The sequence below is a fragment of the Cedecea sp. FDAARGOS_727 genome, assembly GCF_012273235.1.
Classification (GTDB): Bacteria; Pseudomonadota; Gammaproteobacteria; order Enterobacterales; family Enterobacteriaceae; genus Cedecea; species Cedecea davisae.
Window position 1 is genome coordinate 1,680,437 of the sequence record NZ_CP050966.1, and the last position, 20,793, is coordinate 1,701,229.

The following is a 20,793-nucleotide window of genomic DNA, read 5'->3' on the forward strand; positions in this document are numbered from 1 at the left end:
AATCTATGCTTAGCTCCACCTCACTGTATGCAGCAATTGATCTGGGTTCTAACAGTTTTCATATGTTGGTTGTGCGTGAGGTGGCGGGAAGCATACAAACTTTAACCCGCATCAAACGAAAAGTTCGCCTCGCTGCCGGTTTAAACAGCGAGTGCGTTCTCTCCCCGGAAGCAATGGAGCGCGGCTGGCAATGCCTGCGCTTATTCGCCGAACGTCTTCAGGATATTCCTCAGAGCCAAATCCGCGTGGTAGCCACAGCGACGCTTCGTCTTGCGGTTAACGCCGACGTTTTTTTGCAAAAAGCTCAGCAGATCCTCGGCTGCCCGGTGCAGGTTATACGCGGCGAAGAAGAAGCTCGCCTGATTTATCAGGGCGTGGCCCATACGACCGGCGGCGCTGACCAGCGCCTGGTAGTGGATATCGGCGGCGCGAGCACCGAACTGGTGACGGGTACGGGGGCGCAAACGACTTCCCTGTTCAGCCTTTCTATGGGCTGTGTGACCTGGCTGGAACGCTTCTTTAGTGACCGCAATCTCGCCCAGGAAAACTTTGCTGCTGCTGAAGCAGCGGCCAGCGAAGTGCTCAAGCCGGTCATTGACGAGCTCAAAAGCCATGGCTGGAAAATCTGCGTGGGTGCCTCAGGTACCGTTCAGGCTTTGCAGGAAATCATGATGGCGCAGGGGATGGATGAACGCATTACCCTGGCAAAACTGCAACAGCTAAAACAGCGAGCGATACAATGTGGTCGCCTTGAAGAGCTTGAAATAGAAGGCTTAACCCTGGAACGCGCTTTAGTTTTCCCAAGTGGTTTAGCCATACTTATCGCCATTTTCGAGCAACTCGGCATCGAATGCATGACGCTCGCCGGCGGCGCGCTGCGTGAGGGTTTGGTGTACGGCATGCTGCATCTCGCGGTCGACCAGGAGATTCGCCAGAGAACGCTGCGTAACGTACAGCGGCGTTTCATGGTAGATACCGGCCAGGCTGCCCGCGTGGAACAGCTGGCGCAAAACTTTGCTTCCCAGGTCGCTGGGCCGTGGGAACTCGATCCCCTCAGTCAGCAAATGCTCGCAAGCAGCGCTCTGCTACATGAAATTGGCCTAAGCATTGATTTCAGACATGCGCCACAGCACGCGGCCTATCTGGTGAAAAATCTGGACCTGCCGGGCTACACGCCTGCCCAGAAAAAACTGCTGGCAACGTTGTTGCTTAATCAGACCAATCCCGTCGATCTTTCATCTTTGCACCAGCAGAACGCGGTGCCGCCGCGCGTGGCCGAGCGCCTTTGCCGCCTGTTGCGTCTGGCTATTATTTTCGCCAGCCGCCGTCGCGACGACATTTTGCCGGTTATCGACCTTCGGGCAGAGGGTGAAATGCTGCATCTCGGGCTGCCTGAACACTGGCTGGCCTGCCACCCGCTCGGCGCCGAATTGCTCGAGCAGGAAAAACTCTGGCAAAGCTACGTTCATTGGCCGCTTAACGTTAACTAACTCAGCTTTTACGCGCTTTTGCCAACATTTCGCGGATGTTGGCGACATTACTCTGTCCCTTTTGCATTCGCTCTTCAGCAGAAACGACTTTACGCTCGGTTTCCCAGCTTAAATCATCCTGCGGCAGCTCCAGCAGGAAGCGGCTCGGCTCGGGGCGCACCAGTTCACCGTACTGACGGCGCTCCCTGCAAAGCGTGAAGGTCAGCTCTTTTTGAGCGCGCGTAATGCCCACGTAAGCCAGCCGACGCTCTTCATCCACATTATCTTCATCAATGCTGCTCTGATGCGGCAGGATCCCTTCCTCCATGCCAACCAGATAGACGTACGGGAATTCCAGCCCCTTGGATGCGTGCAGCGTCATCAGTTGGACCTGATCGGCCTCATCTTCGCTTTCGCCGCGCTCCATCATGTCGCGCAGGGTAAAACGAGTCACCACCTGAACCAGAGTCATCGGTTCGTCCAGATCGCTTCCTTCCAGCATTTCCGTCATCCAACTGAACAGCTGATTAACGTTTTTCATGCGCATTTCGGCGGCCTTCGGGCTGGGCGACGTTTCATACAGCCAGCTTTCGTAATCAATGCCGTGGATAAGGTCACGTACTGCGGCAACCGGCTCCCGTTCGGCGAGCGTAGCCACTTCGCGCAGCCAGTGGGTAAAACGCTGTAAAGACTCCAGCCCTCGCCCGCTGAGGGTTTGGCTCAGCCCCATATCAAAACTGGCGGTCAGCAGGCTCTTATTGCGCTGCGTCGCCCACTCGCCAAGCTTTTGCAGCGTTGCCGGGCCAATTTCGCGTTTCGGCGTGTTAACGATGCGCAAGAAGGCGCTATCGTCATCCGGGTTGGTGAGCACGCGCAGGTAAGCCAGCAGATCTTTAATTTCAGGACGCGAGAAAAATGAGGTGCCGCCGGAAATACGATACGGAATGCGGTTTTGCATCAACATCTTTTCAAACACCCGCGACTGATGGTTACCGCGGTACAAAATGGCGTAATCTTTATAGTCAGTTTTATTGATAAAGTGGTGAGCGATAAGCTCCCCCGTTACCCGCTCCGCCTCATGTTCTTCATGATTCGCCGTCACTACTTTTAACGCCGCGCCGTGTTCAAGCTCGGAGAAAAGCCGCTTTTCGAAAACGTGCGGATTATTGGCTATCAGGATATTTGCCGCATTCAAAATGCGGCGAGATGAGCGGTAGTTTTGCTCAAGCTTAATCACCTGCAGCGCCGGGAAATCCTTACTCAGTAAAACCAGGTTTTGTGGGTTCGCACCACGCCACGAGTAAATCGACTGATCGTCATCGCCTACCACGGTAAATCGTGCCTGGGCGCCTACCAGCAGCTTCACCAGCTCGTACTGGCTGGTGTTGGTATCCTGATATTCATCCACCAGCAGATAACGGATGCGGTTTTGCCAGCGCTCCCGAACCTCTTGATTACGTTGCAGAAGCAGAGTTGGCAGCAGAATCAAATCATCGAAGTCCAGAACGTTACAGGACTTCAGGTGCGTGTCATAAAGCCCGTAGCAGTGGGCAAAAATACGATCCCGCTCGCCTTTAGCCTGTGCCGCGGCCTGAGCCGGAGTCAGCAGGCTGTTTTTCCAGTTAGAGATAGTCGAAATCAACTGCTGGAGCAGAACTTTGTCATTCTCCAGCAGCCCCTCGGTTAACTCTTTTAGTAACGCCGTCTGGTCTGTATCGTCAAACAGCGAGAAATTAGACTTCATTCCCAATGCCGCGTACTCGCGCTTGATAATTTCCAGCCCCAGAGTGTGGAAGGTGGAAATCATCAGCCCTCTGGCTTCTTTACGCCCCAGCGTTTGCGACACACGCTCCTTCATTTCGCGCGCGGCTTTATTGGTAAAAGTCACCGCCGCAATGTGCCGAGCCTGGTAGCCACTCTCGCGAATCAAATGGGCGATTTTATTAGTGATTACGCGAGTTTTACCCGAGCCAGCGCCGGCCAATACGAGGCAGGGTCCGGTGACAAATTCGACGGCTTGTTGTTGGCCAGGGTTTAAACGCATAAGGTCACTCAATGAAAGTCGGGAGGGGAGAAAAACAGCGTGGTAGTATAGCGAGCGTAATCAACATGACTCAAGGCACTATCATGGCAAAAACCGCAGCAGCACTGCATATCCTTGTAAAGGAAGAAAAACTGGCTTTAGACCTTCTCGAACAGCTGAAAAACGGCGGCGACTTCGAAAAACTGGCCAAGAAACACTCCACCTGCCCATCGGGTAAAAAAGGCGGCCACCTGGGTGAATTCCGCCAGGGCCAGATGGTTCCTGCTTTCGATAAAGTGGTTTTCTCCTGCCCGCTGCTGGAGCCTTATGGCCCGCTGCACACTCAGTTCGGTTACCACATCATCAAGGTGCTGTACCGCAACTAAGTTAAAGGCCGGGTTTCCCGGCCTTTACATTATTTTGTCGGGTGTAACGTCTGCTGAGCCTCATGCTTCAGCAAATGGGTACCGACCGCCATCTGGAACACTTTAAAGATAATCCCGTTCACAAAAGTGGTCAGCGTGAGGGTAATAAACGCCGTCATGATCCAGTCAATTACCGGCATTCCGCTGTGCAGCAGATACGGGCGATAAACAAGCATGCCTGCAAATACAACCCAGTGGCTAAGGCAGTAGAAACACTGGAATAGATGGCCCAGCATGGCATTCTTTCTTGCCGTCCAGCCGCGTAAACCGGCAAACAGCTCTGTTTGCGTAATCGTCATCGAAATACTGGCGGCGGCCAGCGCTATCATCAGGCAGACCGGCAGGTCAGTAGTTAAAGTAGAGATCATTCATCGTGCCCCTTTTCATTGAAATAGCTGATAAATTCGCTGCCTATATCCCGTAATGTCAGGCTTTTAAAGCGCGCCAGCACCAGCTCTTCGGCCGCGGCGAAGGTATCGGACATCACCCGATTAACCCCCTGCTCAACCAGACATTCCGGGTTTTCATTACGGTTGCCCAGGGCAAAGAGCCCAGGCGAACCCAGCGCCAGATAAATATCCAGCAGCGTGACTTCGCTTGCCGGGCGGCAGAGCTTCCAGCCGCCGTGATGCCCTTTGGTCGAGCAGACGATTTTGCTCTCGCGCAGGCCAGCCAGAACTTTACGAATAAATGCCGGGTTGCCGTCGATAAAAGCGGCCATCTGCTCCGATGTTAACGGTTTTTCCATCTGCTCGAGGTGGAGCAGGATGTGCAGCGTTGCTGAGAAGGAGTTGTTTGTTTTCATGTAACTTACAATATTACATAAAAAGAGAGGGGGCAAGATGACGGGCACAAAAAAAGGCGCCTGAGCGCCTTTTCCTTTTCACTGAGCTATTAGCCAGCAACAGCAATGCGTTTCATATCAGTCATATAGCCACGCAGTTTCTTGCCCACGTTTTCGATTTCGTGGTTACGAATCGCTTCGTTCACATCGCGCAGTTGGGCGTTATCTACCGCGGCAGCCGGGATCTCTTTGCCCAGATCGCCCGCCTGCAGAGTCGTCATAAACTCTTTCAGCAGCGGAACGGCTGCATAGGAGAACAGGTAGTTGCCGTATTCAGCGGTATCAGAGATGACCACGTTCATTTCGTACAGACGCTTACGAGCGATGGTGTTGGCGATCAGCGGCAGTTCGTGCAGTGATTCGTAGTAAGCAGACTCTTCGATGATGCCCGCGTCTACCATGGTTTCGAAGGCCAGCTCAACGCCCGCTTTCACCATGGCGATCATCAGAACGCATTTATCGAAGTATTCCTGCTCGGAGATTTTACCTTCAAACTGCGGAGCGGTTTCGAACGCGGTTTTGCCGGTCTCTTCGCGCCAGGTCAGCAGGTTTTTATCGTCGTTTGCCCAGTCAGCCATCATGCCAGAGGAGAATTCACCGGAGATGATGTCATCCATATGTTTCTGGAACAGCGGCGCCATGATGGTTTTCAGCTGCTCAGACAGCGCATAAGCGCGGATTTTAGCCGGGTTGGACAGACGGTCCATCATCAGCGTAATACCGCCCTGCTTCAATGCTTCGGTGATGGTTTCCCAGCCAAACTGAATCAGTTTTTCGGCATAGGCCGCATCCGTCCCTTCAGCCACCAGCTTGTCGAAGCACAGCAGAGAACCGGCTTGCAGCATACCGCACAGGATAGTCTGCTCGCCCATCAGGTCAGATTTAACTTCAGCCACGAAGGAAGACTCCAGCACGCCAGCACGGTGGCCGCCGGTTGCAGCAGCCCAGGCTTTAGCGATAGCCATGCCTTCGCCTTTCGGGTCGTTTTCCGGGTGAACGGCGATAAGCGTCGGCACGCCGAAACCACGTTTATATTCTTCACGAACTTCAGTACCCGGGCACTTCGGCGCCACCATAACAACGGTGATGTCTTTACGGATGGTTTCGCCCACTTCAACCACGTTGAAGCCGTGGGAATAGCCCAGCGCAGCGCCATCTTTCATCATCGGCTGCACGGCCTGAACGACGGAGGAGTGCTGCTTGTCAGGCGTCAGGTTAACAACCAGGTCGGCCTGCGGGATCAGCTCTTCGTAAGTTCCTACTTTAAAGCCGTTTTCGGTCGCTTTACGCCATGAAGCACGTTTTTCCGCAATCGCTTCTGCACGCAGAGCATAGGAAACATCCAGCCCGGAGTCGCGCATGTTCAGGCCCTGGTTAAGACCCTGAGCGCCACAGCCGACGATGACCACTTTTTTACCTTTGAGGTAGCTTGCTTCATCGGCGAATTCATCGCGCCCCATGAAGCGACATTTACCCAACTGCGCTAACTGCTGACGCAGGTTCAAAGTGTTGAAATAATTAGCCATCGTAGAACTCCGTATGTGTCGTGTTGTGCTTATTGTAAGGGCTCTGCAGCCGTGTCGTGCTGCATAGAATGAACCCACTATATGACAGGAAATGCGTTGCTTAAATTGATATATTAACAACGTCGCGTTGCAATTATTGCAATGCCAAACCGAGGGCAGGCAACCATGGATTTACGCGATCTGAAAACCTTTCTGCATCTGGCCGAAAGCCGTCATTTCGGGCGTAGCGCCCGCGCGATGCACGTCAGCCCCTCTACACTTTCGCGCCAGATCCAGCGCCTGGAAGACGACCTTGGTCAGCCGCTATTTTTACGTGATAACCGCACCGTTACGCTGACCGAGGCCGGGGAGCAGCTGCGCCAGTTTGCCCAGCATACGCTGCTTCAATATCAGCAGATGCGGCATACGCTAGGCCAGCAGGGGCCTTCCCTGAGCGGCGAGCTGCATCTGTTTTGCTCGGTCACCGCCGCCTACAGTCACTTACCGCCGATCCTTGACCGCTTCCGAGCCGAGCATCCCTCCGTTGAAATCAAGCTCACTACCGGCGATGCTGCCGATGCGGTGGAAAAAGTCGACTCCAACGAAGCCGATCTCGCCATTGCCGGAAAGCCGGAATCTCTGCCGCCGGGCGTCGCTTTTTCGATGCTAGAAAATTTGTCCGTCGCGCTCATTGCCCCCGCGCTTCCTTGCCCGGTTCGCGCTCAGGTCAGCCAGCCGGAACCCGACTGGGCCAAAATTCCGTTTATCCTGCCCGAACAGGGGCCGGTCCGCCGCCGTATTGAGCTGTGGTTCCGCCGCCAGAAAGTCAGTAACCCGCTGATTTACGCCACGGTTGCCGGGCACGAAGCCATGGTTTCGATGGTGGCGCTGGGCTGCGGCGTAGCGCTAATCCCCGAGATAGTGCTGGAAAACAGCCCCGAGCCGGTTCGCAACCGCGTGCTGATCCTGGAGCGTAGCGATGAGAACACGCCGTTCGAGCTTGGCGTTTGTGTACAAAAAAAGCGGCTCAATGAGCCGCTTGTTAGTGCGTTCTGGAAACTACTGCCCGGCAGTCATTAACCGGCCAGGAAGAAACGGAACGCCGGGTTATTGGTTTCGTCGTGGCATTCGTAGCCCAGCTCGTTGAGGCGGGTTTCGAAATCCAGCTCGTTCTCACCCAGCTCGAACGCCGCCAGTACCCGTCCGTAGTCGGTGCCGTGGCTACGGTAATGGAACAGGGAAATGTTCCAGTGCGTACCCAACGTACTGAGGAACTTCAGCAGCGCGCCCGGAGATTCCGGGAATTCAAAGCTGTAGAGCCTTTCGCGCAGCGGCTTGGAAGGCCGCCCGCCGACCATGTAGCGAACATGAAGCTTCGCCATCTCATCGTCAGAGAGATCGACCACTCCATAACCGCCTTCGCTCAGCTGGCCGATAATTTCCTTACGCTCGTCCACACCCCGGGTCAGACGTACGCCGACAAAAATGCAGGCATTGTCGGAGCTGGCATAGCGATAGTTAAACTCGGTTACCGAACGTCCGCCCAGCAGCTGGCAGAACTTCAGGAAGCTGCCCTTCTGCTCGGGAATGGTTACCGCCAGCAGCGCTTCACGTTGTTCACCCAGCTCACAGCGTTCGGAAACATAACGCAATCCGTGGAAGTTAACGTTAGCTCCGGACAGCACATGCGCCAGGCGTTCACCGCGGATATTGTGCTGCTGGATGTACTTTTTCATTCCGGCCAGCGCCAGCGCCCCGGAAGGCTCAGCAACGGCACGCACATCCTCAAACAGGTCCTTCATCGCCGCACAGATGGCATCGCTATCCACGGTGATGATGTCGTCCAGATATTCCTGACAAACGCGGAATGTTTCATCCCCGATGCGTTTAACCGCGACGCCTTCCGCAAACAGCCCAACCCGAGCCAGATCGACAGGTTTACCGGCATCGAGCGCCGCCTTCAGGCAGGCTGAGTCTTCCGCTTCCACCGCGATCACTTTGATCTGCGGCATCAGTTGCTTGATCAGAACCGCCACGCCCGCCGCCAGCCCGCCGCCGCCAACCGGTACAAAGACTCGATCGATGTGGGCATCCTGCTGCAACAGCTCCAGCGCCAGCGTCCCCTGCCCGGCAATGACGGCCGGGTGGTCAAACGGAGGAACATAGGTCAGCCCCTGCAATTGCGAAAGCTCGATGGCCTTAGCTTTTGCTTCGTCGAAATTCGCGCCGTGCAGCAACACTTCTCCACCGAACGCCCGCACGGCGTCCACTTTGATATCCGCCGTTGCCACCGGCATAACGATCAGCGACTTGATGCCAAGCCGCGTGGAAGAAAGCGCCACGCCCTGAGCGTGATTCCCTGCGGAAGCGGTGATTACACCGCAGGCTTTCTGCTCGCTATTCAGCCCGGCAATCATCGAATATGCCCCGCGCAGCTTGAAGCTGTGCACCGGCTGGCGGTCTTCGCGCTTCACCAGGATAACGTTATCCAGGCGCGAAGAAAGCTTGTCCATTTTCTGCAGCGGCGTGACCTGTGCGACTTCATAAACCGGCGCGCGCAGCACCGCTCGCAGATACTCCGCCCCGCAGGGGGCGTCGGGTAGCGGTTGTGACTCAGCCATGGTTAGCCTCCAAGCTTACTTTTATCGCGTACTGCGCCTTTGTCCGCGCTGGTAGCCAGGCTTGCGTAAGCGCGCAGTGCGAAGGAAACCTGACGTTCACGGTTGCGCGGCGTCCAGGCTTCGCTGCCGCGAGCTTCCTGCGCTTCACGGCGAGCCGCCAGCTCCTGCTCGCTAAGCTGCAAATCAATGCCACGGTTTGGAATATCGATGGCAATCATGTCGCCGTCTTCAATCAGGGCAATGTTGCCGCCGCTGGCCGCTTCCGGTGAAACGTGACCAATCGACAGGCCGGAGGTGCCGCCGGAGAAACGGCCGTCGGTGACCAGGGCGCAGGCTTTACCGAGGCCCATAGATTTCAGGAAGGTGGTTGGGTAGAGCATTTCCTGCATACCCGGCCCGCCTTTCGGCCCTTCGTAGCGAATAACGACCACATCGCCTGCGATCACTTTTCCGCCGAGGATAGCTTCTACCGCGTCATCCTGGCTCTCGTAGACTTTCGCCGGGCCACAGAATACCAGGCTGCCTTCATCAACGCCGGCCGTTTTAACAATACAGCCGTTTTCAGCGAAGTTGCCGTACAGAACGGCCAGACCACCATCTTTGCTGTAGGCATTTTCCAGCGAGCGGATACAGCCTTCAGCGCGATCGTCATCCAACGTGTCCCAGCGGCAGCTCTGGGAGAAGGCCTGGGTGGTGCGAATACCCGCAGGGCCCGCACGGAACATGGTTTTCACTGCCTCGTCTTTGGTCAACATCACATCGTATTGATCAAGGGTCTGCGGCAGGGAAAGACCCAGCACGTTTTTCACTTCACGGTTCAGCAACCCGGCGCGATCCAGCTCGCCGAGGATGCCGAGAACGCCACCCGCACGGTGCACGTCTTCCATATGGTATTTCTGGGTACTTGGCGCCACTTTACACAGCTGAGGGACTTTGCGGGACAGCTGGTCAATATCGGTCATGGTGAAGTCAATTTCGGCTTCCTGAGCAGCGGCCAGCAGGTGCAGCACGGTATTGGTTGAGCCGCCCATTGCGATATCCAGCGTCATGGCGTTTTCGAACGCTTCTTTGCTGGCGATGTTGCGCGGCAGCGCGCTGGCATCGTCCTGTTCGTAATAGCGTTTGGTCAGTTCGACAATACGCTTCCCGGCATTGAGGAACAGTTCTTTGCGGTCGGCATGGGTCGCCAGCAGCGAGCCGTTGCCTGGCTGCGACAGGCCCAGCGCTTCGGTCAGGCAGTTCATCGAGTTGGCGGTGAACATCCCGGAACAGGAGCCGCAGGTCGGGCAGGCGGAGCGCTCAATTTGCTCACTTTGCTCGTCGCTAACGTTCGGGTTCGCGCCCTGAATCATCGCATCAACCAGATCCAGTTTGATTATCTGGTCCGAGAGCTTAGTTTTCCCGGCTTCCATCGGGCCACCGGAAACGAAGATAACCGGAATATTCAGGCGCAGAGACGCCATTAACATCCCCGGGGTGATTTTGTCGCAGTTCGAAATACACACCATGGCATCGGCGCAGTGGGCGTTGACCATGTACTCAACCGAGTCGGCAATCAGCTCGCGAGACGGCAGTGAATAAAGCATGCCGCCATGTCCCATCGCAATGCCATCATCTACCGCAATGGTGTTGAACTCTTTGGCTACGCCGCCGGACGCTTCGATTTGTTCAGCAACCAGCTTACCCAGGTCGCGCAGGTGAACGTGGCCCGGAACGAATTGGGTAAAGGAGTTCACTACCGCGATAATAGGTTTGCCGAAATCGGCGTCGGTCATCCCCGTTGCGCGCCACAGAGCGCGGGCACCCGCCATATTACGGCCATGGGTTGTGGTGGCAGAACGATACTTAGGCATGCTTTATTTACTCCAGTCTGTCGGGTCGCAGGCGGTCTGTCGCCGCCCGCCTGATTATATTTTTTATGTAAAACTTATTGGTTTACCGGGTCCAGCCAGCCCCATTTATCTTCGGTTTCGCCGGTGAACAGGCCAAAGAATGCCTGCTGAATACGTTTGGTGACCGGGCCACAACGGCCTTCGCCAACCTGAATACGGTCTACGCTGCGCACCGGGGTGATTTCCGCCGCGGTGCCGGACATAAATACTTCATCCGCCAGGTACAACGATTCACGGGACAATACCTGCTCGCGAACTTCGATCCCCAAATCTTTTGCCAGTTTGATAATGGCATCGCGGGTGATGCCCGGCAGTGCGGAAGAGGTGAACGGCGGGGTATAGATAACGCCATCTTTCACTTCAAACAGGTTTTCACCTGCGCCTTCTGACAGGAAGCCGTTCACATCGAGCGCGATCCCTTCCTGATAGCCGTGGCGGCGGGCTTCGCTCCCAACCAGCAGGGAAGACAGGTAATTACCACCCGCTTTAGCCGCGGTTGGGATAGTGTTAGGCGCCGCACGGTTCCAGGAAGAAACCATCGCGTCAATGCCCTGGTCCAGCGCTTCTGCACCCAGGTAAGCGCCCCACGGGAAGGCCGCGATAATGACGTCGGTGGTGTAGCCGTCAGGCGGGTTAACGCCCATGCCCACGTCACCCACAAAGACCAACGGGCGAATGTAAGCGCTGGTGAGGTTGTTTTTACGGATAACCGCGCGGCAGGCTTCCATCAGTTCATCGACGCTCTGCGATACCGGGAAGCGATAGATTTTTGCTGAGTCACGCAAGCGCTGCATGTGTTCACGATGGCGGAACACCACTGGTCCTTTGTGCGAGTCATAGCAGCGGATGCCTTCAAATACCGAAGTCCCGTAGTGCAGCGCGTGGGACATGACGTGTACTTTTGCTTCGCCCCACGGAGTCATCTCGCCGTTGAACCAGATGTAATCAGCTTTCTTGGTCGTCATTGTTCTCTTCCTTTACGCTCAGGCGCGAATTTGTTGTGATGTTGGTTGCTGGATTTCAACGCAGGCAACGTCAACCAGCTTGCTTAATTGAGTAAACAGTAATTCGACAGGTCGCAGGCTCGCAACGGTCAATTCAATATTAATATTGTCGGTATTTCCCGCCGCGGCCATATTCATGGCGCAGATCTGGAAGCCACGGTGGCGCACTACGCGCAAAACGCGCTCTAAAGTTTCCGGACGAAAGCGTGCCTGTACTGCGAGCTGATGTTGCATCATGATAATTTCTCCAGCATTTGCGAGTTACTGGCACCGGGCGGCACCAACGGCCAGACATTTTCGTACTCATCAATTGAGACGTGAAGCATGTACGGGCCGTCGCTGTTCAGCATGGCGTCTAACGCGGCTTCTACCTGGTCTTTACGGGTGATGTGCTGTCCAGGAATGCCAAAGGCGCTGGCCAGCGTGAGGAAATCAGGGTTGTCGGTAAGGGTTGTTTCGCTGTAACGCTCGTCGAAAAACAGCTGCTGCCACTGTCTCACCATCCCCAGACGCTGGTTATCCAGCAGCAGGATTTTTACCGGCAGCTGCTTGCGCTTAATCGTACCCAGCTCCTGGACATTCATCATGAATGAACCGTCGCCAGAGACGCAGATAACCGTATCTTCCGGTCTGGCAACCTGCGCACCTACAGCGGCAGGCAGGCCAAACCCCATGGTGCCCAGACCGCTTGAGGTAATGAAATTTTCCGGACGAGTGAAGGTCATATGCTGCGCGGTCCACATCTGATGCTGGCCCACGTCGGTGGTCACAATGGATTCTTTCGGCTTGCGTTCGGAAAGCTGCTTCAGCAGAAGAGGAGCATAAATTGCCTCACCCGGATGGTCATAGCGCCACTGATGTTCTTCATTCAGCGCGGCGATATGCTGCTGCCATTCAGCAATATGCACAGGCTGCTGTAAAGCGGGAAGCAGCTGGTTCAAGGGCCCCTGCAAAGCAACGTGCGCCTGGCGCAGTTTGCTCAGCTCGGCAGGGTCGATATCCATATGAATAACTTTGGCATGTGGGGCAAAGGTATTCAGCTTGCCGGTTACGCGGTCATCAAAGCGAGCGCCCACGGCAATCAGTAAATCACACTCCTGAACCGCCAGGTTCGCTGCTTTTGTCCCGTGCATGCCGAGCATGCCGGTGTAAAAAGGATGCCCGGCAGGCACCGCACCCAGCCCTTTTAAAGTGGCGGTAGAGGGAATATTTGTGACGGCGATAAACTCACGTAATGCAGGCACAGCCTGAGCCATCCCAACGCCACCACCGACGTAAAGCATCGGCTTTTTGGCGTGCGAAATCATCTCGCGGGCCTGTTGCAGTGCAGCAAAAGGCAAATCTGGCTCATCATCAACGGTGGACAAGCACGGTTCAGGTTCGCCGGAAGCCAGTTGGATATCCTTAGGGATATCAACCAGCACCGGGCCAGGACGGCCAGAATTCGCTATCTCAAACGCCTCAGCGAGCACACGCGGCAGCTCATCGAGAGATTCAACCAGGAAGCTGTGCTTGGTACAGGCAAGGGATAAGCCCAGAACATCAACTTCCTGAAAAGCATCGGTGCCCATCAGCGGAACGGCCACCTGGCCGGTGATAGCCACAACCGGAACAGAATCTAACAGAGCATCGGCCAGACCGGTTATCAGGTTGGTGGCGCCGGGGCCGGAAGTCGCGATACACACTCCGGTTTTGCCGGTTGCACGCGCATAACCGATGGCCGCCATCGCAGCACCTTGCTCATGGCGACACAGTAGATGTTCCACACCGCCGTCGTACAATGCATCGTACACCGGCATAATTGCGCCGCCCGGATAACCGAAAACTGTCTCAACACCCTGCGCTCGCAACGCATGTACTACCCACTGTGCACCATTCATAGTTAGTTCCCCGTCTCATTACCGGAGAAACAGCATTTTATTCTGCAACGCATGCTCTGTTCCTCGCTTCACATTCTTCAGTCAACAAAAAACCCCCGGACCTTTCGGTGCGGGGGTTCTTTTCGATTCAGGCTTGATTTTTAAGCCTTTCTTTCTCCAAGTGCAGCCCCGCACGGTGGGATAATAATCACCACCACGCTAATCACGACCAGGCTAATCACTCGTAGAAGGGCTGTCATTTTCTGTATGTTCTAACGTCTAGTTCGAAGTAATGCCTACAGAGTTATCACAGAGTTGACGCAAAGCACAATATTTTTTTATGACGAAAAGAATCAAGCAAAAAATAATTAGCATAAAAACTATTTAATTTCAGTTAATAAGGGCAAAGTGAAAATAATTCATAAAACAGGTTCACTCAGCCATTTCCCCGATGAAACCCAGAAAAAAATTATCGTTCTGGGATCTGCCTCGCAGCGAAGTTTGCAAAAAAGAGTGCGGATGAAAAAGTCCGCGAAGCGTTTCCTGGAAAAAGAAAAGGGTAATATTTAATCACCATATCCTCCCGCAACATGGAGTTTTACGCGGAGGAATAATGTCACTGTCTGTTGTCTTCACCAGAGCAGCACTGGGCATTCATGCGCCACAGGTCACTGTTGAAGTACATATCAGTGCCGGGCTTCCCGGGCTAACGCTTGTTGGTCTGCCGGAAACCACCGTCAGAGAGGCAAGGGATCGGGTCAGGAGCGCGCTGATTAACAGCGGTTATACCTTTCCCGCACGTAAGATAACCATCAACCTCGCGCCAGCAGACCTTCCCAAGGAGGGTGGGCGCTACGATCTCCCCATAGCATTAGCGCTGCTGGCCGCTTCTGAGCAGCTCAGCGGCGAAAGACTGCCACAGCTTGAGTTTATCGGCGAACTTGCGCTCACGGGTGAATTACGCGCGGTTTCAGGGGCAATATCTTCTGCAACGGAGGCATTAAAAGCCGGAAGGAGAATTGTTGTTGCCGCAGAAAATGAGGATGAGGTGGGCCTGATAAGCCAGCCCGGCTGTTTCATTGCCAGCCATCTGAGCGAGGTTTGCGCCTGGCTTGAAGGAAAAGGAGAGCTTCGTGAGCCTGCAAGCCCTTCGTCCTGGCAGGCAGACTACGCCGAGGATATGAATGAAATTATCGGGCAGAGCCTGGGGAAACGGGCGCTCGAGATTACAGCCTCCGGCGGGCACAATCTCCTGCTTATTGGCCCTCCGGGTACCGGCAAAACGATGCTGGCAAGCAGGCTAAACACCCTTCTTCCCCCGTTAAATGACGCTGAGGCGCTTCAGAGTGCGGCTATTCTTAGCCTGGTGCAGTCCTCGCTTCTTAAGCGACACTGGCGACAGCGTCCGTTCAGGGCCCCGCACCACAGCGCCTCCCTTACCTCCGTCGTCGGAGGTGGATCTCTTCCACAGCCCGGGGAGATCTCCCTTGCGCATAACGGCGTGCTATTTTTGGATGAGCTTCCCGAATTTGAACGCCGGGTGCTGGACTCGCTCAGGGAACCTATTGAGTCGGGTGAAATTCATATTTCACGCACCCGGGCAAAAATTACCTACCCGGCAAGATTCCAGCTCATTGCCGCCATGAATCCTGGCCCGACCGGGCATTTTGAAGGTAAGCATAATCGCTCTAGCCCACAGCAGACATTACGCTACATGAACCGTCTCTCGGGCCCTTTCCTGGATCGTTTTGATTTATCCGTAGATATTCCCCTCCTTCCTGCAGGAATGCTAAGCCAGTCTGGGCATAACGGCGAAGGCAGCGCCGTAATAAGGAAGAGAGTCGCCGGGGTAAGAGAGTGCCAGGTTGCCCGCCAGAATAAGCTCAATGCGCTGCTAAGCAATCATGAAATACGCGAGTACTGCAGGCTTCAGCCGGATGATTCCGTTTGGCTGGAGGATACGCTGGTGAAGTTGGGCTTGTCGGTAAGAGCCTGGCAGCGGCTGCTGAAAGTCGCGCGCACGATTGCCGATATGCAGCATGCTGAGAAGATAGAGCGGGAGCATCTTCGGGAAGCACTCAGCTATCGGGCTATAGATCGCCTGCTGCTGCATCTACAAAGACTGGCTGAATAAAAAATGGGGCTTTCGCCCCATTTTTCTTAGTCATCGCTGTCCGTGTAGTCTTCAACGGTGTCCATCTGCGGTTTACCGCCGGACAGAGTATGAAAACGTTTTGGACGCTTAATACGTGCCATATACTTGCTCCAGACACGTTCTGCCTCTGTGGAAGGCTCGCGTACACCGCGGCATACAGCAACAAACTGAACTTCTTCTTCAGTTCCGGGTTCACGTTTGCCGAGATCCAGCTCATTAAACGCAAAACCATGGCGTTCTAACAGCTGCGCCTCTTTGATGGTGAAATCACCATGGCGAGCAAACCCACGCGGATAATGTTTATTGTCGAAAAACCGATTAGACGTCGTAAAGCTTTCCGCCATCCTACACGCTCCTGATTTTCTTGGTCGAGCTATTTATGGCGCGGAGTATTAGTTACGCTTGACAGAGTGTAAAACAAAACATTTAAATCATAACGACAAATTATTTTTGGGAGTAAGGCGTGGATACCGAATTACTAAAAACCTTCCTGGAAGTGAGTAGAACCCGACATTTTGGACGTGCTGCAGAAGCACTTTATTTGACGCAGTCAGCGGTCAGCTTTCGTATTCGACAGCTCGAAAATCAGCTGGGTGTAAACCTTTTTACCCGTCATCGCAATAACATACGGCTGACAACTGCCGGAGAACGGCTGCTGCCCTACGCGGAAAACCTGATGAATACCTGGTTGGCCGCGAAAAAAGAGGTATCACATACTTCTCAGCATAATCAGTTAACCCTGGGGGCAAGCGCTTCGCTCTGGGAATGTATGCTTTCCGAATGGTTAATCTCACTTTATCAACAGCATAGTGGCCTGCAGTTTGAAGCACGAATTGCACAACGACAGTCGCTGGTAAAACAGCTTCATGAGCGCCAGCTGGATCTGTTGCTAACAACGGAAACACCAAAAATGGATGAGTTCGCCAGCCAGCTGCTCGGCCATTTCAGCCTGGCGCTTTATTCCTCCTCCGCGGAAAGTCATAAAGCTTCTCTCAACTATCTACGTATTGAGTGGGGAGCCGATTTTCATCAGTATGAAGGGGAGTTGATTGGCAGCGATGATATTCCTGTTTTAACCACCAGTTCGGCAAAAATGGCCTGTAAGCTGATGCCGGAACTCAACGGTTGTACCTACCTGCCGGTTGAATGGGCAAAAGAGCAAGCAGAGATCTGGCCGGTAGCGGAGAGTACGACTTTATCCAGACCTTTGTATGCCGTCTGGCTACAAAACACCGATAAACAAAGCATAATCAAAGAGTTATTAAAGACACAATTAATGGCGCAGTAATGCGCTTTTAATCGCAGAGGAAAAGAATGAGGGAAATTTTGGACAAAAAAAATCCTTTGCCGAAGCAAAGGATTATATATGGCAGGGGCGGAGAGACTCGAACTCGCGACACCCGGTTTTGGAGACCGGTGCTCTACCAACTGAGCTACGCCCCTAAATTTCTTGCTATTAAGCCTGCTAATTTAGCAGGCTTAATTTTAATAAGTGGCGGAACGGACGGGACTCGAACCCGCGACCCCCTGCGTGACAGGCAGGTATTCTAACCGACTGAACTACCGCTCCACCGAATTTCTTTACAACCACCGGTTTGTTTCCCCGGTTTACTGCTAATTTGATGCCTGGCAGTTGATGAACTTACGTTCACCCTACGGGCCGCTGCTTCGCAGCGTTCAGACTCACCTTTCGGTTTGTCAGTCCTACTCTCTGAGAGTAGCGAACTGCCTCGTATTACTACCATTACTGCTAATTTGATGCCTGGCAGTTCCCTACTCTCGCATGGGGAGACCCCACACTACCATCGGCGCTACGGCGTTTCACTTCTGAGTTCGGCATGGGGTCAGGTGGGACCACCGCGCTACGGCCGCCAGGCAAATTCTGTTACTGACCGTCATCTCGTGACCATCAGTTCAATCCTGAACTTCGCTGAAAATCGATTTGTCTCGCAAAACACCTTTGGTGTTGTAAGGTTAAGCCTCACGGGTCATTAGTACTGGTTAGCTCAACGTATCGCTACGCTTACACACCCAGCCTATCAACGTCGTAGTCTTCAACGTCCCTTCAGGGGTCTCAAGGACCCAGGGAGAATTCATCTCGGGGCAAGTTTCGCGCTTAGATGCTTTCAGCGCTTATCTCTTCCGCATTTAGCTACCGGGCAATGCCATTGGCATGACAACCCGAACACCAGTGATGCGTCCACTCCGGTCCTCTCGTACTAGGAGCAGCCCCCCTCAATTCTCCAGCGCCCACGGCAGATAGGGACCGAACTGTCTCACGACGTTCTAAACCCAGCTCGCGTACCACTTTAAATGGCGAACAGCCATACCCTTGGGACCTACTTCAGCCCCAGGATGTGATGAGCCGACATCGAGGTGCCAAACACCGCCGTCGATATGAACTCTTGGGCGGTATCAGCCTGTTATCCCCGGAGTACCTTTTATCCGTTGAGCGATGGCCCTTCCATTCAGAACCACCGGATCACTAAGACCTGCTTTCGCACCTGCTCGAGCCGTCACTCTCGCAGTCAAGCTAGCTTATGCCTTTGCACTAACCTCACGATGTCCGACCGTGATTAGCTAACCTTCGTGCTCCTCCGTTACGCTTTAGGAGGAGACCGCCCCAGTCAAACTACCCACCAGACACTGTCCGCAACCCGGATCACGGGTCTACGTTAGAACATCAAACATTAAAGGGTGGTATTTCAAGGTTGGCTCCACGCAGACTGGCGTCCACGCTTCAAAGCCTCCCACCTATCCTACACATCAAGGCTCAATGTTCAGTGTCAAGCTATAGTAAAGGTTCACGGGGTCTTTCCGTCTTGCCGCGGGTACACTGCATCTTCACAGCGATTTCAATTTCACTGAGTCTCGGGTGGAGACAGCCTGGCCATCATTACGCCATTCGTGCAGGTCGGAACTTACCCGACAAGGAATTTCGCTACCTTAGGACCGTTATAGTTACGGCCGCCGTTTACCGGGGCTTCGATCAAGAGCTTCTCCTTGCGGATAACCCCATCAATTAACCTTCCGGCACCGGGCAGGCGTCACACCGTATACGTCCACTTTCGTGTTTGCACAGTGCTGTGTTTTTAATAAACAGTTGCAGCCAGCTGGTATCTTCGACTGCCTTCAGCTCCACCCGCAAGGGGTTTCACCTACCGACAGCGTGCCTTCTCCCGAAGTTACGGCACCATTTTGCCTAGTTCCTTCACCCGAGTTCTCTCAAGCGCCTTGGTATTCTCTACCTGACCACCTGTGTCGGTTTGGGGTACGATTTAATGTTACCTGATGCTTAGAGGCTTTTCCTGGAAGCAGGGCATTTGTTACTTCAGCACCGTAGTGCCTCGTCATCACACCTCAGCGTTAACAGAAGTCCGGATTTACCTAAACTTCCCGCCTACATGCTTAAACCGGGACAACCGTCGCCCGGCTAACATAGCCTTCTCCGTCCCCCCTTCGCAGTAACACCAAGTACAGGAATATTAACCTGTTTCCCATCGACTACGCCTTTCGGCCTCGCCTTAGGGGTCGACTCACCCTGCCCCGATTAACGTTGGACAGGAACCCTTGGTCTTCCGGCGAGCGGGCTTTTCACCCGCTTTATCGTTACTTATGTCAGCATTCGCACTTCTGATACCTCCAGCAGACCTCACAGTCCACCTTCAACGGCTTACAGAACGCTCCCCTACCCAACAACGCATAAGCGTCGCTGCCGCAGCTTCGGTGCATGGTTTAGCCCCGTTACATCTTCCGCGCAGGCCGACTCGACCAGTGAGCTATTACGCTTTCTTTAAATGATGGCTGCTTCTAAGCCAACATCCTGGCTGTCTGTGCCTTCCCACATCGTTTCCCACTTAACCATGACTTTGGGACCTTAGCTGGCGGTCTGGGTTGTTTCCCTCTTCACGACGGACGTTAGCACCCGCCGTGTGTCTCCCGTGATAACATTCTTCGGTATTCGTAGTTTGCATCGGGTTGGTAAGCCGGGATGGCCCCCTAGCCGAAACAGTGCTCTACCCCCGAAGATGAGTTCACGAGGCGCTACCTAAATAGCTTTCGGGGAGAACCAGCTATCTCCCGGTTTGATTGGCCTTTCACCCCCAGCCACAAGTCATCCGCTAATTTTTCAACATTAGTCGGTTCGGTCCTCCAGTTAGTGTTACCCAACCTTCAACCTGCCCATGGCTAGATCACCGGGTTTCGGGTCTATACCCTGCAACTTAACGCCCAGTTAAGACTCGGTTTCCCTGCGGCTCCCCTATACGGTTAACCTTGCTACAGAATATAAGTCGCTGACCCATTATACAAAAGGTACGCAGTCACCCCATAAATGAGGCTCCCACTGCTTGTACGTACACGGTTTCAGGTTCTGTTTCACTCCCCTCGCCGGGGTTCTTTTCGCCTTTCCCTCACGGTACTGGTTCACTATCGGTCAGTCAGGAGTATTTAGCCTTGGAGGATGGTCCCCCCATATTCAGACAGGATACCACGTGTCCCGCCCTACTCTTCGAACTCACAGTATGTGCATTTTAGTGTACGGGAGTATCACCCTGTACCCTGCGACTTTCCAGACGCTTCCACTAACACACAAACTGATTCAGGTTCTGGGCTGCTCCCCGTTCGCTCGCCGCTACTGGGGGAATCTCGGTTGATTTCTTTTCCTCGGGGTACTTAGATGTTTCAGTTCCCCCGGTTCGCTTCGTTAAGCTATGTATTCACTTAACGATAGTGTGTCGAAACACACTGGGTTTCCCCATTCGGAAATCGCCGGCTATAACGGTTCATATCACCTTACCGACGCTTATCGCAGATTAGCACGTCCTTCATCGCCTCTGACTGCCAGGGCATCCACCGTGTACGCTTAGTCGCTTAACCTCACAACCCGAAGATGTTTCGCTTCGAATTATGAAAATTTGAGAGACTCGAACACACTTCTATTCTGTTCTTATTACGGAGAACAGAAACAGTGTGTCGTTTCAATTTTCAGCTTGTT

General features: G+C 54.0%; 16 protein-coding genes, 2 tRNA genes and 2 rRNA genes. 5 read left to right on the top strand and 15 right to left on the bottom strand.

Annotated elements, in window-relative coordinates:
• Window positions 1-5 precede the first annotated feature (5 nt).
• Window positions 6-1,490: a guanosine-5'-triphosphate,3'-diphosphate diphosphatase gene (gene gppA / locus FOC35_RS08105; protein ID WP_039899040.1), complete on the top strand. Its 1,485-nt coding sequence runs from the start codon at window positions 6-8 to the stop codon at window positions 1,488-1,490.
• Between the two features lies 1 nt (window position 1,491).
• Here gppA and rep read toward each other — a convergent pair whose 3' ends face one another.
• The gene (gene rep, locus FOC35_RS08110; protein WP_172568635.1) at window positions 1,492-3,513 is read right to left on the bottom strand and encodes a DNA helicase Rep; all 2,022 of its coding nucleotides are present in this window, start codon (window positions 3,511-3,513) and stop codon (window positions 1,492-1,494) included.
• A gap of 83 nt (window positions 3,514-3,596) precedes the next feature.
• Here rep and ppiC point away from each other — a divergent pair, with 83 nt between their 5' ends.
• Complete coding sequence (ppiC, locus tag FOC35_RS08115; protein ID WP_008455569.1) at window positions 3,597-3,878, top strand: peptidylprolyl isomerase PpiC; 282 nt, start codon at window positions 3,597-3,599, stop codon at window positions 3,876-3,878.
• Between the two features lie 29 nt (window positions 3,879-3,907).
• Here the strand turns inward: ppiC and FOC35_RS08120 are convergent, their stop codons facing one another.
• The 3 genes from FOC35_RS08120 to ilvC all read right to left on the bottom strand — a co-directional run bounded on the left by FOC35_RS08120 (window position 3,908) and on the right by ilvC (window position 6,287).
• Window positions 3,908-4,285: a hypothetical protein gene (locus tag FOC35_RS08120; RefSeq protein WP_016538964.1), complete on the bottom strand. Its 378-nt coding sequence runs from the start codon at window positions 4,283-4,285 to the stop codon at window positions 3,908-3,910.
• Window positions 4,282-4,722 (bottom strand): Rrf2 family transcriptional regulator, encoded by a 441-nt coding sequence (locus FOC35_RS08125; RefSeq protein ID WP_172568636.1) that lies wholly within the window; start codon window positions 4,720-4,722, stop codon window positions 4,282-4,284. The genes FOC35_RS08120 and FOC35_RS08125 overlap by 4 nt, the downstream gene beginning before the upstream one ends.
• An 89-nt stretch (window positions 4,723-4,811) precedes the next feature.
• Entirely contained in the window at window positions 4,812-6,287 is a 1,476-nt protein-coding gene (ilvC, locus tag FOC35_RS08130) for a ketol-acid reductoisomerase (RefSeq protein ID WP_172568637.1), read from the bottom strand.
• A gap of 165 nt (window positions 6,288-6,452) precedes the next feature.
• Here ilvC and ilvY point away from each other — a divergent pair, with 165 nt between their 5' ends.
• Window positions 6,453-7,346, top strand: coding sequence for an HTH-type transcriptional activator IlvY (gene ilvY / locus FOC35_RS08135; protein WP_039899035.1), 894 nt, complete (start codon window positions 6,453-6,455; stop codon window positions 7,344-7,346).
• Here the strand turns inward: ilvY and ilvA are convergent.
• The 6 genes from ilvA to ilvL all read right to left on the bottom strand — a co-directional run bounded on the left by ilvA (window position 7,343) and on the right by ilvL (window position 13,902).
• Window positions 7,343-8,887 (bottom strand): threonine ammonia-lyase, biosynthetic, encoded by a 1,545-nt coding sequence (gene ilvA / locus FOC35_RS08140; RefSeq protein ID WP_016538960.1) that lies wholly within the window; start codon window positions 8,885-8,887, stop codon window positions 7,343-7,345. The genes ilvY and ilvA overlap by 4 nt on opposite strands.
• Window positions 8,888-8,889: 2 nt before the next feature.
• Window positions 8,890-10,740: a dihydroxy-acid dehydratase gene (gene ilvD / locus FOC35_RS08145; protein WP_172568638.1), complete on the bottom strand. Its 1,851-nt coding sequence runs from the start codon at window positions 10,738-10,740 to the stop codon at window positions 8,890-8,892.
• Between the two features lie 74 nt (window positions 10,741-10,814).
• Window positions 10,815-11,744 (bottom strand): branched-chain amino acid transaminase, encoded by a 930-nt coding sequence (locus FOC35_RS08150; protein ID WP_172568639.1) that lies wholly within the window; start codon window positions 11,742-11,744, stop codon window positions 10,815-10,817.
• 18 nt (window positions 11,745-11,762) lie between these two features.
• Window positions 11,763-12,020: an acetolactate synthase 2 small subunit gene (gene ilvM / locus FOC35_RS08155; protein WP_016538957.1), complete on the bottom strand. Its 258-nt coding sequence runs from the start codon at window positions 12,018-12,020 to the stop codon at window positions 11,763-11,765.
• Window positions 12,017-13,663: an acetolactate synthase 2 catalytic subunit gene (gene ilvG / locus FOC35_RS08160; protein WP_172568640.1), complete on the bottom strand. Its 1,647-nt coding sequence runs from the start codon at window positions 13,661-13,663 to the stop codon at window positions 12,017-12,019. Before ilvG ends, ilvM begins: the two co-directional genes overlap by 4 nt.
• Before the next feature lie 140 nt (window positions 13,664-13,803).
• Window positions 13,804-13,902 (bottom strand): ilv operon leader peptide, encoded by a 99-nt coding sequence (gene ilvL, locus FOC35_RS08165; RefSeq protein WP_071530467.1) that lies wholly within the window; start codon window positions 13,900-13,902, stop codon window positions 13,804-13,806.
• A gap of 353 nt (window positions 13,903-14,255) precedes the next feature.
• Between ilvL and FOC35_RS08170 the strand changes: the two genes are divergently transcribed.
• Complete coding sequence (locus tag FOC35_RS08170) at window positions 14,256-15,776, top strand: YifB family Mg chelatase-like AAA ATPase (protein WP_172568641.1); 1,521 nt, start codon at window positions 14,256-14,258, stop codon at window positions 15,774-15,776.
• A gap of 26 nt (window positions 15,777-15,802) precedes the next feature.
• On the opposite strand, the gene FOC35_RS08175 is transcribed toward FOC35_RS08170, so the two are convergent.
• Window positions 15,803-16,141 carry a DUF413 domain-containing protein gene (locus FOC35_RS08175; RefSeq protein WP_016538953.1) on the bottom strand — a complete coding sequence of 113 codons (339 nt, stop codon included), beginning with the start codon at window positions 16,139-16,141 and terminating at the stop codon, window positions 15,803-15,805.
• Window positions 16,142-16,260: 119 nt separating this feature from the next.
• Between FOC35_RS08175 and hdfR the strand changes: the two genes are divergently transcribed.
• The gene (gene hdfR / locus FOC35_RS08180) at window positions 16,261-17,085 is read left to right on the top strand and encodes an HTH-type transcriptional regulator HdfR (protein ID WP_016538952.1); all 825 of its coding nucleotides are present in this window, start codon (window positions 16,261-16,263) and stop codon (window positions 17,083-17,085) included.
• A gap of 79 nt (window positions 17,086-17,164) precedes the next feature.
• Here the strand turns inward: hdfR and FOC35_RS08185 are convergent.
• The 4 genes from FOC35_RS08185 to FOC35_RS08200 form a co-directional block, all read right to left on the bottom strand.
• Window positions 17,165-17,240, bottom strand: a tRNA-Trp gene (locus FOC35_RS08185).
• A 50-nt stretch (window positions 17,241-17,290) separates the two neighbouring features.
• Window positions 17,291-17,367, bottom strand: a tRNA-Asp gene (locus tag FOC35_RS08190).
• Between the two features lie 190 nt (window positions 17,368-17,557).
• Window positions 17,558-17,673 (bottom strand): 5S ribosomal RNA (gene rrf, locus FOC35_RS08195).
• Between the two features lie 94 nt (window positions 17,674-17,767).
• Window positions 17,768-20,675, bottom strand: a 23S ribosomal RNA gene (locus tag FOC35_RS08200).
• Between the last annotated feature and the right edge of the window lie 118 nt (window positions 20,676-20,793).